The sequence below is a fragment of the Kribbella sp. NPDC050281 genome (assembly GCF_040655855.1).
In the GTDB taxonomy this organism is placed as follows: domain Bacteria; phylum Actinomycetota; class Actinomycetes; order Propionibacteriales; family Kribbellaceae; genus Kribbella.
In genome coordinates this window covers 456,360-470,742 of record NZ_JBFAKS010000001.1, presented here as the reverse complement: position 1 = coordinate 470,742, position 14,383 = coordinate 456,360, and the positions used below count along the sequence as shown (strand labels likewise).

At 69.3% G+C, this 14,383-nt stretch carries 17 protein-coding genes, 2 tRNA genes and 1 pseudogene; 12 read left to right on the top strand and 8 right to left on the bottom strand.

From position 1 onward, the window contains the following. Positions 1–27: 27 nt before the first annotated feature. The 3 genes from AB0I34_RS02395 (at position 28) to AB0I34_RS02385 (ending at position 358) form a co-directional block, all read left to right on the top strand. Positions 28–104, top strand: a tRNA-Ile gene (locus AB0I34_RS02395). Positions 105–140: 36 nt separating this feature from the next. Beyond that, positions 141–269, top strand: a complete 129-nt coding sequence (locus AB0I34_RS02390; RefSeq protein ID WP_360438138.1) for a DLW-39 family protein — start codon at positions 141–143, stop codon at positions 267–269. A gap of 13 nt (positions 270–282) precedes the next feature. Next, positions 283–358, top strand: a tRNA-Ala gene (locus tag AB0I34_RS02385). 69 nt (positions 359–427) lie between these two features. Here the strand turns inward: AB0I34_RS02385 and AB0I34_RS02380 are convergent. Then, positions 428–772: a ClpX C4-type zinc finger protein gene (locus AB0I34_RS02380; RefSeq protein ID WP_360438032.1), complete on the bottom strand. Its 345-nt coding sequence runs from the start codon at positions 770–772 to the stop codon at positions 428–430. A gap of 111 nt (positions 773–883) precedes the next feature. Between AB0I34_RS02380 and AB0I34_RS02375 the strand changes: the two genes are divergently transcribed. Further along, positions 884–1,720 carry a methyltransferase domain-containing protein gene (locus AB0I34_RS02375; RefSeq protein WP_360438029.1) on the top strand — a complete coding sequence of 279 codons (837 nt, stop codon included), beginning with the start codon at positions 884–886 and terminating at the stop codon, positions 1,718–1,720. Here AB0I34_RS02375 and AB0I34_RS02370 read toward each other — a convergent pair. From AB0I34_RS02370 to AB0I34_RS02360, 3 genes are all read right to left on the bottom strand, one after another. After that, positions 1,702–2,289 carry a dihydrofolate reductase family protein gene (locus AB0I34_RS02370; protein ID WP_360438026.1) on the bottom strand — a complete coding sequence of 196 codons (588 nt, stop codon included), beginning with the start codon at positions 2,287–2,289 and terminating at the stop codon, positions 1,702–1,704. The genes AB0I34_RS02375 and AB0I34_RS02370 overlap by 19 nt on opposite strands. After that, positions 2,286–3,092: a metalloregulator ArsR/SmtB family transcription factor gene (locus AB0I34_RS02365; protein WP_360438023.1), complete on the bottom strand. Its 807-nt coding sequence runs from the start codon at positions 3,090–3,092 to the stop codon at positions 2,286–2,288. Before AB0I34_RS02365 ends, AB0I34_RS02370 begins: the two co-directional genes overlap by 4 nt. Positions 3,093–3,312: 220 nt before the next feature. After that, entirely contained in the window at positions 3,313–3,816 is a 504-nt protein-coding gene (locus tag AB0I34_RS02360; protein WP_360438020.1) for a nitroreductase family deazaflavin-dependent oxidoreductase, read from the bottom strand. 56 nt (positions 3,817–3,872) lie between these two features. On the opposite strand from AB0I34_RS02360, the gene AB0I34_RS02355 reads away from it, so the two are divergent. From AB0I34_RS02355 to AB0I34_RS02340, 4 genes are all read left to right on the top strand, one after another. Then, a complete protein-coding gene (locus AB0I34_RS02355; protein ID WP_360438017.1) occupies positions 3,873–4,670 on the top strand; it encodes an LLM class flavin-dependent oxidoreductase in 798 nt (265 codons plus the stop codon). A gap of 39 nt (positions 4,671–4,709) precedes the next feature. After that, the gene (locus tag AB0I34_RS02350; protein WP_360438014.1) at positions 4,710–5,348 is read left to right on the top strand and encodes an SDR family NAD(P)-dependent oxidoreductase; all 639 of its coding nucleotides are present in this window, start codon (positions 4,710–4,712) and stop codon (positions 5,346–5,348) included. 93 nt (positions 5,349–5,441) lie between these two features. Next, positions 5,442–6,053, top strand: coding sequence for an FMN-binding negative transcriptional regulator (locus AB0I34_RS02345; protein WP_360438011.1), 612 nt, complete (start codon positions 5,442–5,444; stop codon positions 6,051–6,053). A gap of 299 nt (positions 6,054–6,352) precedes the next feature. Beyond that, positions 6,353–7,042, top strand: a complete 690-nt coding sequence (locus AB0I34_RS02340) for a VanZ family protein (protein ID WP_360438008.1) — start codon at positions 6,353–6,355, stop codon at positions 7,040–7,042. A 30-nt stretch (positions 7,043–7,072) separates the two neighbouring features. Here the strand turns inward: AB0I34_RS02340 and AB0I34_RS02335 are convergent, their stop codons facing one another. Beyond that, a complete protein-coding gene (locus AB0I34_RS02335) occupies positions 7,073–7,678 on the bottom strand; it encodes a pentapeptide repeat-containing protein (RefSeq protein ID WP_360438006.1) in 606 nt (201 codons plus the stop codon). A 90-nt stretch (positions 7,679–7,768) separates the two neighbouring features. Here AB0I34_RS02335 and AB0I34_RS02330 point away from each other — a divergent pair. The 3 genes and pseudogenes from AB0I34_RS02330 to AB0I34_RS02320 all read left to right on the top strand — a co-directional run. After that, positions 7,769–8,176, top strand: a pseudogene (locus AB0I34_RS02330) (NAD-dependent epimerase/dehydratase family protein); the annotation flags it as partial. Between the two features lie 121 nt (positions 8,177–8,297). Further along, entirely contained in the window at positions 8,298–8,696 is a 399-nt protein-coding gene (locus AB0I34_RS02325; protein ID WP_360438003.1) for an NAD-dependent epimerase/dehydratase family protein, read from the top strand. Between the two features lie 15 nt (positions 8,697–8,711). Then, positions 8,712–9,491: a protein phosphatase 2C domain-containing protein gene (locus tag AB0I34_RS02320; protein ID WP_360438000.1), complete on the top strand. Its 780-nt coding sequence runs from the start codon at positions 8,712–8,714 to the stop codon at positions 9,489–9,491. A gap of 9 nt (positions 9,492–9,500) precedes the next feature. Here AB0I34_RS02320 and AB0I34_RS02315 read toward each other — a convergent pair whose 3' ends face one another. From AB0I34_RS02315 to AB0I34_RS02305, 3 genes are all read right to left on the bottom strand, one after another. After that, on the bottom strand, positions 9,501–10,424 hold the full coding sequence (locus tag AB0I34_RS02315; RefSeq protein WP_360437997.1) for a DUF4328 domain-containing protein: 924 nt from the start codon (positions 10,422–10,424) through the stop codon (positions 9,501–9,503). 69 nt (positions 10,425–10,493) lie between these two features. Then, entirely contained in the window at positions 10,494–12,068 is a 1,575-nt protein-coding gene (locus AB0I34_RS02310; RefSeq protein ID WP_360437994.1) for a glycerol-3-phosphate dehydrogenase/oxidase, read from the bottom strand. Further along, positions 12,065–12,697: a helix-turn-helix domain-containing protein gene (locus tag AB0I34_RS02305; RefSeq protein WP_360437991.1), complete on the bottom strand. Its 633-nt coding sequence runs from the start codon at positions 12,695–12,697 to the stop codon at positions 12,065–12,067. Before AB0I34_RS02305 ends, AB0I34_RS02310 begins: the two co-directional genes overlap by 4 nt. 118 nt (positions 12,698–12,815) lie before the next feature. Here AB0I34_RS02305 and AB0I34_RS02300 point away from each other — a divergent pair, with 118 nt between their 5' ends. Further along, entirely contained in the window at positions 12,816–14,375 is a 1,560-nt protein-coding gene (locus AB0I34_RS02300) for an FAD-binding oxidoreductase (RefSeq protein WP_360437989.1), read from the top strand. Positions 14,376–14,383 lie beyond the last annotated feature (8 nt).

Below are 14,383 nucleotides of genomic sequence, written 5' to 3'. Positions count from 1 at the left end.
TCTCCCGGGTTCGATCCCGCAGAACGCGGGCCTATAGCTCAGACGGTTAGAGCGCTGCCCTGATAAGGCAGAGGTCACTGGTTCAAGTCCAGTTAGGCCCACCACCCCCAAGGCGAACCCCGATCCGAGGAGTCCCGGTGCTGAGAAAGATCCTGCTGGTGCTGGTCGCCTGCATCGGTGGATACTTCGCCTACAAGAAGACCCAGCAGGCCCGCGCCGAGAAGGACCTCTGGGCCGAGGCCGTCGACCCGGTCACCCCGGGCCGCTGACCACTACCCCCACGGGGGCGTAGCTCAACTGGCAGAGCACTGCCTTTGCAAGGCAGGGGTTAGGGGTTCAAGTCCCCTCGTCTCCACCACACGAAAAGGCCGGTCTCCACTGGGGACCGGCCTTTCGCGTGTCTCCCCCACGCTGCTCATGCGCTGGGTTATTCCTCGTTGGAGAAGCGTTCCCAGGCTGATTGGCGGGTGGTGCCCAGGGTTTCGCCGATCTTGGCCCAGGTGACGGAGCGGGCGCGGAGTACCTGCACGCGATCGTGGACGGCGGCCTCGACCTGGCCGCGGGAGGCGTCGAGTTGGACCATCTCGGCGAGGAGTTCGTCGTCGGTCTTGCCGTCGAGTGGCGGGAACGTCGTCATGGGCTGGCCGCTGATCAGTTGTTCGCACAGGACCACGCACTCGTTGCAGATGAACGCCCCGGGCCCGGCGATCAGCCGGCTCACCTCGTCCTTGGCCTTCCCGCAGAACGAGCAACGCATCACGTTGTCCGGCATGGCACTCTCCCATCCTGTCAGGGCTCCCCTGACACGCCTGTCAGGTTAAGCCTGACAACCTCGGGGCGTCAACGGGTGACACCGGGGCCTGAGGTCGTCATGGTGGGCTGCATGACGGACGAGAACCCGGACCTCGAGGTGAACCGGCAGTTGTGGGATCGGCTGACCGAGGTCCACACGACCGGAGGGTCGACGTACTACGACATCGACGGACTTCTCGCGGGCCGGTCGTCGCTGACCTCGATCGTGCGGTCAGCGGTCGGGCCCGTCGGCGGTCTGGATCTGCTGCATATGCAGTGCCACTTCGGGCTCGACACACTGTCGTTCGCGAGAGAAGGCGCGCGGGTGACCGGCGTGGACTTCTCGCCGGCCGCGGTCGAGTACGCGCGCGGGCTGGCGACCCGGGCGGGCCTAGCGGCGACGTTCGTCCAGGCGGACGTCCAGCAGTTGCCGGAGGAGTTGGACGGCCGGTCCGATGTGGTGTTCGCGTCGTACGGCTCGCTCTGCTGGATCGCCTCGCTGGACGCGTGGTTCGGCGGAGCGGCTCGCGTACTGCGACCCGGCGGCAGGCTCGTCGTGGTCGAGGTGCACCCGTTGATGCTGATGGTCGACTCGGTGGCACCGGTGGTGTTCGGTACGGCGTACCTGGGCGGCGCCGCCCAGGTCGATCAGTGGGAGGGAACGTACGCCGGCGGAGACGTGCCCATCTCGCAACCGTCGGTCGGCTATCCGCATGGACTGGGCGAGGTCGTCACGGCAGCGGCCCGGGCGGGCTTCGCCGTCGACGACCTGACCGAGTACCTCCGCGACGAACAGGAACACCGTTCGGGCGTGCTGGTCCGCGACGCCGACGGGTGGTACCGGCTACCCGTCGGCGGCCAGGACCTGCCAGTCACCTACTCCCTCCAAGCAACCAAGCCCGGCTCGAGTCAGCGGGTGCGGTCGTAGATGAGGGCCAATTCGCCGAGGTTGCCGGTGTCTTGGCGGGTGAGGGTCCACTTGGAGGCGGGGAGGTTGTCGTCGAAGAGGCGGTCGCCGTTGCCGGCGATTTCGGGGGTGATCATCAGGTACAGGCGGTCGAGGAGGTCGGCTGCCAGGAGAGCCTTGATCACGGTGGTGCTGTTGTTGACGAGGATGTCGCCTTCGCCGGTGGCCTTGAGTTCGGTGACGACGTCGGCGGCGGGTGCGTTCACGATGCGGGTGCGCTCCCAGGGAGCCTCGGTCAGTGTGGACGAGAGGACCACCTTCTCGGTATCGCGGAGCCACTTCGCGTAGCCGCGATCGCGCGGGTCGGCCGTCTCGTCGTCGGCGAGCGGGGGCCAGAAGCCCAGGAAACCCTCGGCGTTCACTCGACCGAGCAGTGCCGTCGTTGCGCCTTCCCAGATGCGGGTGAGGTGGTCGCGGGCGACGTCGGTGACGGCGTACGGGACGATCGCGCCGAGATCACCGGGGCCACCGGGACCGTTGTACCGGCCGTCGAGGGTGAGGCTGATGTTGGCTTTGACTGTGCGTGTCATCGCTGTACTTCCTTGTCGTTGAGTTGGGTGGTGAGGTTGTCGAGGACCTGGCCCCAGCCGGCGGCGATGCCGGCGATGTACGGGACGGCCTCGACGGTCGTCTCGTTGATGCGGATGTCGACCTGCAGCCGGGTGCCTTCGGGGACTGCCGCGAACGTCACGTCGTGGTCGCTGTGAAAGGAGACCGCGTCGGAGTCGTCCAGCAACCTCAGATCGAACCCGAGGCGTGAGGCTTCGTCAGCGATGTGGACGTGTCCGCGCGAGCGGTAGAGCTGCTCGCCGTCGCGGTAGTCGAGGACGGCGCGACCACCGGCCCTCGGCTCGAGGATGCAGTCGGCGATCGTGACGGACGGCGGCGCCCACCAGGTTGCGAGCAGGTCCGGATCGACCCAGTGCTGCCAGACGACGTCCGGGGCCGCGGCCAGGATGCGCTCGAACGAGAAGGTCCGTCCGTCCGCCCAGCGTTCCCGGTCCGCGATCGCGGACTCGGCGTCGATGGAGGCCCGGTGGCGCGCGATCACGGCTCGATCGCCCGCCTGCGCCTCGATCGCTCCGACCAGTTCAGCGAGTCGGCGTTCGAGGGACCGCAGGGGCGCGGCCTCGAGGGCGTAGACACGCCGTTGCCCGAGCGGTGTGACCGTGACCAGGCCGGCCCGACCCAGGGTCTGGAGGTGCTTGGTGGTCTGCGGCTGGCGCAGTCCGGTCAGCTCGGCCAATTCTCCGACGGACCGCGGCCGCTCGGCGAGCAGCTCGACGAGGCGCCACCGCGCCCCATCGCCAAGAGCTGATGCGATCTGGTCCATGCCTCGAAGTATTCACCAGCAAGAATATTCTTGTCAATGAATATCTTGGTTGTCTTGCTCCCGGCCCGTGGTGAGCTAAGGGAGGCAGAGGCAGATTGGGTGGCCTTCTGGGTCGAGTACGACGCGGTGGGCGGAAGGGTCGGGCTGGACGGGGGCCGGGGTGGCGCCGCAGGTGATGGTCAGTGCGCCGAGGCGGATCCGTGGTGCAGCGTCCATCCCGTCACGGTACGCGGCGGTCGAGGACGAAGGCTTCGATGTGGCGGGTGCCGGCTCGGACCTCGTAGTTGCGCCAGCCCGGGTAGTAGGCCAGGCCGGCGGTCCAGATCTCGTCGCGTTCGGCGGGGGTGGCCAGCCGGGCGCGGACCGCATGGTTGTCGCCGTCGACAGAGATCTCGGCCTCGGGGTCGGCCTTCAGGTTGTAGTACCAAGCGGGGTGCTTCGCCTGGCCCCAGTTCGAGGCGATCAGGCCCAGGAAGGCGCCGTAGGGTACGCCGAGCACAGGCACGCACCGCGGCTGCCCGGTCTTGGCGCCGGTTGTGGTCAGCAGCACCGTTGGTACGCCGAAGAGGACACCGGCCACTGTCCTGCGGCCCTTGGTAGCCCTGGCCAATGCGCGATCGAGGTGGTGCGCCGTGCGGCTGAAGAACCACGCCCCCGTGCTGCTCGCGGCGAAGGTGCGCAGCGCCTTCTGGACGCGGTTTGCGTCGGCGAACAGCGAGGTCATGCCCCAGCATCCCACGGCACTGGAATAGCAGCGGAAAGGGACGAGTTGCGGCTGGTATGGGACTTGAGATCGGAGTGATCCTGCCAACGTCGACGCCGGATCCGTCGCGGCCGATTCTGGGCGACGTACGGGAGAGCGCCCGGTTCGCGGAGGAGATCGGGCTGGATTCCGTGTGGTCCACGGATCATCTGATCGCAAGTGGGCCGATGCTGGACAGCTCGGTCGTGCTGGCGACCGCGGCCGCCGCGACCGAGCGGATCACGGTGGGCTTCAACGTGATGCTGCTGGCCCTGCGGCCGGTCGCGTGGGCGGCCAAGCAGGTCAACACGCTGCAACTGGTGTCCGGCAACCGGCTCGTTCTCGGTGTGGGCACAGGGAATCCGGCGCATGGTGACATCGGCTGGCGGGCGGCGGGCGTGGAGTTCGCGGATCGCGGCCGGCGCACCGACGAGGCGTTGAAGGTGCTGCCGGATCTGATCGCGGGCCGGTCCGCGGTACTCGCGGACGGGCTCGAGGCCAAGCTCGCACCCGGCTCCGTCGTCCCGCCAATAGTTGTCGCGGGCAACGGTAAGCCGGCGGTACGACGGGCAGCCCGGTACGGCGACGGATGGGCGACCATCGCGATGTCACCGGCAGAGATCCGGACGAACCTTGCCCAGATCAACAAGCTCGCCGCGGACCACGACCGTCCGCCGCTGAAGGCGACCGTCGTCGCGCCGCAGCTCGACGCCGACCCGTCGCGCGCGGCCGACCAACTGCAGGCCTACGCGGCGGCGGGCACCGAACGCGTGATCTTCGCTCCCTCCGGCGACTGGCGCCGCGACTACGAGTACGCCGCCAAACTGCGGTCCTGATTTGACTCTGACATTGATGTCAGGTCGTACGGTCCAGGCATGGCAGGAGTACTGATTGTCGGAGTCGGGCCGGGGATCGGCCTCGCGGTGGCGAAGCGGTTCGTCCGGGAGGGAATGAGCGCCGCGCTGATCGCGCGGTCCGAGCAGACGCTCAAGGTCGCGGCCGATGCGCTCGCCGGTGCCGAGGTGTTCACGGCGACGGCTGACAGCACGGACGAGGCCGGCCTGCGGGCCGCGCTCGATCGAGCGACCGAGGAGTACGGCGTACCGGACGTGGTCGTCTACAACGCCGCGATCATCCGGTCGGACGCGGTCGGCGAGCTGACCGCCCGCGAACACCTGGACGCATGGGCGGTCAACGTGGGCGGAGCGATCACCACCGCGGCGCATGTCATTCCGGCGATGGCGGAGCGGGGCAGCGGCACGTTCATCATCACCGGCGGGATGCCCGAGCCGAAGCCGGACTACGCCAGCCTGTCTCTGGGCAAGGCCGGCGTACGCACGCTGGTGACCCTGCTCGACCAGCAGTACGGCGCCTTGGGGGTGCACGCGGCCACCGTCACGGTCGCCGGAGGGGTTGCACCCGGTGGGGCGTGGGACCCGGACGGCATCGCCGAGCAGTACTGGCGACTGCACATCCAACCGCGAGCCGAATGGACACACGAAGTCCTGCACTGAGTGGCCTGGGCGAAGCCTGACCGGAATGGACCTGTCGCCGGGCGGCCGGCGCCAGGGAGACTGGGGCTGTTCGCCATCGACAAGGATCCCTGCATGTACGTTCCCGCGCACTTCGCCGCCGACGACGAGGCGGTGCACGAACTGCTCGCCCGCCACCGAGCCGCCGACCTGGTGACCATGACCCCGGACGGACTGGTGGCGACCATGCTGCCGTTCATCTACGACCGCTCGAGGAACGTCCTGCTCGGCCACTTCGCCCGCAACAACGACCACTGGCAGCAGCCCGTGCTCGGAGACGCGCTGGTGATCGTGCGCGGGCCGGACGCGTATGTCTCGCCGGCCTGGTACGCCTCCAAACGCGAACACGGCCGAGTGGTCCCGACCTGGAACTACATCACCGCCCACGTGCACGGGACGATGACCGTGTACGACGATCCGGCCTGGGTCGAGAACGTCGTACGGCGGCTGTCCGATCTGCACGAGGCGGGCCGGGCGGAGCCGTGGTCGGTGGACGATGCCCCGGAGAAGTTCGTGAGCGGGCAGTTGCGGGCGATCGTCGGCGTGGAGATCGCGATCAAGCGGATCGAGGCGAAGTTCAAGCTCAGCCAGAACCGGCCGGAGGCGGACGTCGACGGGGTGATCACCGGCCTCACCGCCGACGGTGAAGAAGCGACGGCCACCGCCGTCGCCCAACACCGCCGTTGACCCGGAGGCTTCAGGAGACCGCGGTTGTACGCCGCGTCGTTCACCGCGCTCACTCAGCGATCGGTTGATCCCCGCTCCACCGCGAGCGGGCCGCCGACGGGCGTGGAGCAAATGATCGTTGCCTAGAGCACCTTCCTTCCGTGACAGTTTGTGCTCGGATTGTCACGGACTGTTTGCGGGTGCGTGCAGATGTCCGAACCCCTCTGGCGAGCGTGGGATCGGACGACAGATCGTCTGATGTGGAAGAGATCGACGAGAAAGCGTTCGAGTCAGCCGGTCGACCACGGAGGGTCCGACGAGTGCTCGAGACTTATCGCGGCATCCCACACCTACTGGACACCTGGCTCGTGCTGACCGGCATGGCACTGCCGGTCGCGCTCTCGTCGTTGCGGCGGCCGGGGGATCTGGTCCCTCGGCTGGCCGCCTTCTGCCTGCAGGCGGCGCTCGCTCTGGTCCCGGCGGCGACGCTCAGCCCGACCGCGCACCGGCTGGCGAGCCTGGGCCAGTGCGGAACACAGCTGGCCACCACCGGCGGCCTCACCTCGCTCCAGGGCCTGCTCAACGTCCTGCTGTTCGTGCCGGCAGCCGGAATGCTGGCGCTCGCCAGCGGACGTCCGGTCGACGGAATCGCGGCCGGTATCGGGCTGTCCGCGTCGGTGGAGGCGGTTCAGGCGCTGATCCCGCAGCTCGGGCGCTCCTGCCAAGTGCATGACCTGATCGCGAACACGCTCGGCACCTTCGCCGGTGTCGGTCTGGTCGCCGGCCTGCGGACGCTGACCCGCCCGAGCCGCCTCGTCACCGGTCCGTACGTCGTCGAGCATGCCGCGATGACGTCCGCGGGCGCCAACCGGCCCGCCACCGCCGCGGCCGGCTCGTCCCGCGGCCGATCCCGGTGGCGAAACCACCCAACGGCTTCCGGGCGGCGGCTCGGGCCCGGTGACGATACTCCGGATACTTATCCACAGGCTGTGGATGAAAACGGGGGATAACTGCGCAACTACGCGGAGATATCCACAGGCTCAGGGGCGTACGTCCAGCCCAAGGGAGGTCGCGATGACCATCGCCTGGGTGATGTCCACCCGCGCGTCCCTTAGCTCGACCGTGAGCGGATCCAGCGTGGACAGGTCCGATCCGCGCAGGTCGGCCCCGGTGAAGTCGGCCCGATGCAGCGACGCCCCCGACAGGTCGAGATCCCGCAGCGCCGCCTTCGCGGCCCGTACGCCGGTCAGGTCCGCCTCACGGAACTTCGCTCCGGTGAACTCGGTCCCGCGCAGATCCTCACCCGGCAGCCCGGCGAACGACCAGTCCCCACCCGACACCTTCAGCAGGTTGTAGGTGCAGTCGTCGAAGAAGCTGCCGAGCAGCTTGCACCCGGTGAACGTGGCGTCGAACAGCGAGCACCGGACGAAGGTGCAGTTCACGAACGCCGCGTCCGTGTGGGTGGAGGCGTTGAACCTGACGCCGCGGAACGTGCACTCCTGGAAGGTCCCGCCCCGGTTCTCCATCTCGGTGAAGTCGCTGTCGATGAACAGCACCCGCTCGTACGTCTGCCCGGACGGATCGGCGTCGTCCCAGTCCCGGATCGTCGACTCCGTCGGCACCGCCACGTGCCCTCGGTCTGCCATCGCTCACCCTCCACCCGCTCGCCGGAGCCCCCCACCCTGCCACGCCATACCGACACCCGTGTACGCCGAGATATCCACGACGTAGTTGTGATGGTGACGAGGGCCAACGTTCAGCCCACCGACAAATACGGGCCGCACGATGGAAGCGTGACCGGAGCTGAGCGGGTGATGGTGTTCGGCGCGGGAGGTTTCCTCGGCGCCAGGATCTGCGCACTGCTCGCCGACCGTGGGGTGGAGCACCGCGGTCTGAGCCGGAGCCGGGGTGAGCCACACCGGCTGTGCGACCTGGCCACGATGCACTCCTATGCGCTGGACACGCAGATCGGCATGTACAAGCCCACTGTGGTCATCAACGCAGCCGGCGCCACGCTGGGTGAGCCGGCCACCCTGGTCCGCGCGAACGTGACGGCCGTCGAGGCCCTGCTCGCCTCGGTCCGGGACAACGCCAGCCACGCCCGCTTCGTCCAGCTCGGCTCGGCCGCCGAGTACGGCGGCGCATCGCACGGGACCAGCCAGGACGAACAGGGCGAGCCCCGCCCGGCCGGCCCGTACGGCCTGAGAACTGGTCCTTCGCGCCCAGCGCAACGGCGCGGATGCCGTCGTACTCCGGATCTTCGACGTGATCGGGCCTGGTGCGCCGGAGAGCACGCTCACGGGCCGGGTCATCCGGGATCTCCGCGGCCGGCAGTTGATCGAGGTCGGGTCGCTGGACGTCTGGCGGGACTTCGTCGATGTGCGGGATGTGGCTGAGGCGGTGGTCGCGGTCGCGCTCACCGACGTCAAGGTGCCGCCGGTGCTGAACGTCGGGACCGGGCGGGCGGTGCTGGCGCGGGACGTCGCCGGTCAGTTGTTCGAGCTGAGCGGTCAGCCGGCCCGGATCGTCGAGGACATCCACGACGGGACGCCGGCGGTCGCCTGGCAGCAGGCCGACACCGCCCTGATCGGCAAGCACCTCGGCTGGTCGCCGAAGATCTCCCTCGACCAGTCGCTCACCGACAGCTGGGCCGCCCAGACCTAGCCCGGGGTCGGCCGGATGGGAAGGGAGAATGGCTGGGTGGAGATCCGCTCGATCAGTCTGCCCGCGCCGGATCGGCGACCGCCCGCAATGAACGAGGACCTCGTGCTGACCGGACCTGACTTCGCCGTCGTGCTCGATGGTGCGACTGCCGGGCAAGGCATCGACTCCGGCTGCCGGCACACGGTCGCCTGGCTGGTCGCGCAGCTGGCCCGCCAGCTCGCCGTACCGCTCCTCTCGCAATCGTCCGCGCCGCTGCCCGAGCTGCTGGCCGACGCGATCGCGGCGGTCTGTGCCGTGCACGCCGGCACCTGTGACCTCACGAACCCGGACAGTCCGTCCTCGACAGTCGCGATGTTCCGCGCCGGGTCGGACCACGTCGAACACCTGGTCCTCGCCGATTCACCTCTGGTCGTGCGGGCCCCGGACGGAGCGATCACCGTCCACAGCGACAACCGCGTCGATCTCCTGCCCGAGTACACGTTCGAGGCCGTCCGCCGGCTCCGCAACCAGCCCGGTGGGTTCTGGGCCGCGAGCACCGAGCCGAAGGCGGCGTACGAGGCACTCACCGGTACGACGGATCGCGCCGACGTCGAGCTGATCGCCGTACTGAGTGACGGAGCGGCGCGGTACGTCGAGCGCTACGGGCGCTCGTGGGAGGACCTCCTCGAGGTGCTCGAGACGGAAGGACCGGCAACGCTGGTCGACCGCGTCTGGAAGTACGACGAGGCAGCGCACCCGGACACGTTCCGCGGCAAGCGGTACGACGACGCCACCGCCGTACTGTGTCGACTCTAGAGTCGGGCTCTAGGACGGCGGTCGGTAGGAAGGGAACGTCGGACCCGGGTTGGTGTACCGCGGCGCGTACTGCGGAGGGGGCGGTGGCGCCACGGCAACCGGCGGTACGGCGACCTGGTCGTGCTGCCACCGGCTGACGCGGAGCAGCAGCAGTGATGAGGCCACCCCCGCCGCAATGAGCAGGACCGTCGCCACGGTGAAGCCGATGGTGACGCCCAGCGCGACCCGGACCATGAAGTCCTGCAGGTCGTAGATATCGACGTACTCACCGGTCGCGTCGGCGGCATCGGCGGCGTCGACCAGGCGGACGATCCACACGATGAAGCCGATCAGCGCGATCCCGCCGCCGCCGATCAGGATCACCCAGAACCCGGTCCACGCCGCCCACCAGCCGTACAGCAGCCCGCGCACCTCGCCGGTTCGGGACGCACCCGGCTGGTCCCGCGGCTCGCTCGCGGCGGCGACGTCCTCGACGATCCGCAGCGGGTACCAGAACTGCACGATCGGGCAGAACCACGAGCCGATCACCCAGCCCTGCACGAGCCGGTGCGGGCGCAGGGCCGACGGCTTCGGACCGAACGGCGAGGTGATGAAGTCGGTGTTCTCACGGGCCTGCCAGAGCCACAGGATGAAGGTGATGGCCGTGCCGATCAGCAGGTAGCCGACCAGGTCGAGCAGTGGGCCGCTGCCGGCGACCGATCGAGCACCCCGGTCGATCTCCTCCTCGGAGAGCAAGCCGTACACGAACCGCTTCACGTCGTCGTACGAGCGCCAGAGCAGGACCGACTGGATCACCGCGGCGACCGCGGTCAGCCCCATCAGCACGATGCTGACCTGCGCGATCCGCCGCAGCGGCCGGTACTTCGGCGGCGCCGGCGGCGGGGTGTAAGGCCCCGGTTGATGCGGATATGCGTACGGCCACGGCTGCGACATGTGCTCACCTCCCCCAGCCAAGCTAACCCAGCGGTGGGAGCGTTCAACCTGTCGCGTCCAGAGACAACGTCAGACCGCCGCGAACGCCTCCCGGACCGCAGGCAGCGCCAGCTCCCGGTCCGCCGCGGACAGCCCGATCCGCGTCCGCCGGTCCAGTACGTCGTCCTCCGTCAGCGCCCCTTCATGGCGAACCGCGAACAGCAACTCGGCGTACGTCGTCCGCAGCCCGGGCGCGATCGGCTCCAGCATGGTCGGCGCCCCCGCGATCACCTCCGGCGCCTCCACGCCGTACCGCTGGACGAACCGCGACGGTGCTCGTACGGCGGCCAACCGGACCCGGTCGGCAGCCCCCACCAGCGGGATCCGGTGCGTCAGGCACGGCCGTCGTACCGCGAGATCGGACTGGTCGAGCGCCGTGTCGAGCGCATCCTGCGCCATCCGCCGGTACGTCGTGAGCTTCCCGCCGACGATCGTCACCAGCCCGTCCGAACCGGTGATCACCGCGTGCCGGCGGGAGATGTCCGCGGTCTTGTGCTCACCGTTGTGGTGCCCGGTGTCGAGCAGCGGCCGGAGTCCGGCGTATGTCCCGAGCAGATCGGCCCGGGTCAGCGGCGTCCGCACCGCATAGCTGATCGTGTCCAGCAGGAAGTCGATCTCCGCCTCGGTTGCCCGCGGTACGTCGCTCACCGGACCGGGCGCGTCCTCGTCAGTCAGCCCGACGTACACCCGGTCGTCCGGCGCCGGGATCGCCATCACGACCCGGCGCAACTGACCCGGCACCGGCACGGTCAGGACGGCGGACAGCCCGCCGAACGCGGACTGGGGGAAGACCAGATGCGTCCCCCGGCTCGGACGCAGTTTGATGCCAGAGGCAACCTGATCGGCCCAGATCCCGGTTGCGTTGATCACCGCCGACGCGTCCACCTGCAGCCGGTGCCCGGTCAACTGGTCGACCAGTACGGCGCCTCGCCCGGTCACCTCTGTCGCCGCGACCCGGGTGAGCACGCGAGCGCCGTACTGCGCCGCGGTCCGCGCGATCGCGATCACCAACCGCGCGTCGTCGTACAATTGCCCGTCCCAGGTCAGGAAGCCGCCGCGCATGCCGTCCGGACGCAGCGTCGGCGCGTATCGCAGGATCTCCGCCGAGCTGACCCGGCGCGAGTGCGGCAGGTAGTCGTCGCTGGTCCGCGCGAACGTGCGCAGGATGTCGCCGCCGAGGAACGCGCCGCGCAGTAGCGCCGCCTGCGCGAACTTTGCCTGCGGCAACCATGGTGCGACCTGCGGGACCGGATGGACCAGATGCGGCGCGGTCGTCTTCATCAGGATGCCGCGCTCGACCGCGCTCTCGTACGCGATGCCGACATGGCCCGACACCAGGTAGCGCAGGCCTCCATGCACCAGCTTCGAGCTCCACCGGCTGGTGCCGAACGCCAGATCATGCTTCTCCACCAGAGCGACGGACAGTCCGCGGGCGGCGGCGTCCAGAGCGACGCCGGCACCGGTCACCCCGCCGCCGATGACCAGCACGTCGACCTTGCCGGTCGTGTCCAGCCAGTCCAGTTCGCGGGTACGGCGAGTCGCGTTCAAGCTGGCGTTGCCGACGGTATTGAAGGCCTTCCCCGCCCCGCCGCCCCGGTCGATCATGGCGCCAGGTACCTGGTGAGCATCTCCCGGAGCTGCTCGTCGAGCATTGGGTACTCGTCCTTCGCGGCCATCACCGGCCCGGACACCGCCGAGGCCAGCGAGACGAGGATGATCTGCCGGGCGAGCCACATCGGGTCGCCGGTCCGGATCGAGCCGTCCGCCTGCCCGGCCTTGATGCCCTCCTCGACCAGCGCCAGGTGCGCGACCGTGCTGCTGCCACGGCGCTCGAGCAGGTACGGCGTGAGGAACTCCGGGTCGAGCTCGATGATCTTGCGCATCAGCGGGTGCACCCGGGTCTTCGCGACCACCTCGACCACGCCCTCGACGAGCCGGGACCGGCCGTCGGCCGCGTCCGGCTGGAACGCCGACATCAGCGCGGTGGTCCACTCCCGGGTCATCAGGGCCGCGACCACAGCCTGCACGTTCGGCCAGCGGCGGTAGAGCGTGGCGCGGGAAACCTCGGCGTGCCGGGCGATGTCGGCCATCGTCATCCGGCGCATCCCGATCGCCAGCAGCAGCTCGTAGGCCGCGTCCAGGATCCGTTCCTCGCCGATCGCGTTCGCGGGCGCCGGACGCGCGCTGGTCTCCGGCCCTGGGTCTGACACCGAGTCGCTGCTACGCTGAGACATCACACGTCAGAGTGTATCAGCGACGCTGCCGTCCCGGAACTGTCCGTGGGAGGTGGGAGCCAGGGGGTTCCACCTCCCACGGACGCTACCTCGCAGGTGCACCGAAAGGGAGCCCACCTTGACCGAATCGGACCTCCCTGTTGTGCAACTCACGCCGGGACGCTGGGGCGATCCGGCCCACCCCGTCGACCTGCCCGCCGCGGCGGTGGATGCGTTGAAGCATCTCGGCGTACGACGGCCCGCCACAGGTCCCGTGGAGCCGGTGGACCGGCCCGGGCTGACGGCCACACAGCTGAGCTTCCTGGCCGGAGTAGTGGGAGCGGAGCACGTAACGACCGACCTGGACTCCCGGTGGGCGCACACGCGTGGCTATTCGACTCCGGACCTGCTGCGGCACCGCGCCGGCGACACGTCGGACATGCCGGACGCGGTGGTGTACCCAGGGAGCCACGACGAGGTGCTGGCAGTGCTGGCGGCTTGCTCGGACCACGACCTGGCGGTGGTGCCGTACTCCGGCGGTACGTCGGTGGTGGGAGGACTGGCGGCCTCGCGGCGCTTCGTCACCGTGGACCTGCGGCGGCTGGACCAACTGGTCGAGATCGACGAGGTGTCGCGGACCGCCACGCTGCAGGCCGGTGTACGGGGTCCGGCGGCGGAGGCGCTGCTCGCTGCCCGCGGCTACACCCTGGGCCACTTTCCACAGTCCTACGAGGGCGCGAGCATCGGCGGCTATGCGGCCGCGCGGTCGAGTGGGCAGTCCTCGGCCGGGTACGGGCGGTTCGATCAGATGGTTGTCGGGCTGACGCTGGCGACTCCGCGCGGGACCGTGGAGCTCGGCCGGGCGCCGATGTCCGCGGCCGGTCCGGATCTGCGTCAGTTGGTGCTCGGGTCCGAAGGCGCGTTCGGGATCATCACGTCGGTCGTCGTACGGATCCGGCCGCGGCCCACCGAGCGGCACTTCGAGGGCTGGCGGTTCGAGAACTTCGAGGCGGGGTTGACCGCGATCAGGCGGCTGGCGCAGGACGGGCCGTTGCCGACCGTACTGCGGTTGTCCGACGAAGCGGAGACCGCGGTGAACCTGGCGGATCCGGACGTGCTCGGCGGTGGGACGGGCGGCGTACTGGCGATCGTCGGGTTCGACGGTCCGTACCAACAGGCGACGGCAGATGTGCTGACCGCAGCCGGCGGGCAGAACCTCGGCGAAGGGCCCGGCGAGACCTGGCGGGTCGGCCGCTACCGGGCGCCGTACCTGCGGGATCCCTTGCTGGACGAAGGTGCGTTGGTCGAGACGCTCGAGACCGCCGCCTTCTGGTCGAAGGTGCCCGCACTGAAGGCCGCCGTGACGGACGCACTCGTGAGGTCACTGACTGACCAAGGCGCTCCGCCGCTCGTGCTGTGCCATGTCTCGCATGTCTACGAAACAGGGGCCTCTCTCTACTTCACCGTCATCTCCGCGCAGACCGGCGATCCCGTCGGCCAATGGCGTACGGCGAAAGCCGCAGCAAGCCGGGCGATCGCGGTGGCCGGTGGCACGATCAGCCACCACCACGGTGTGGGCACCGACCATCGAGAGGCGTACACGGACGAGATCGGACCGCTGGCAGTCGAAGCGCTCCAGGCCGTCAAGCACGTGCTCGACCCCGACCACGTCCTCAACCCAGGGATCCTCTTGACCTGAAGTCGACT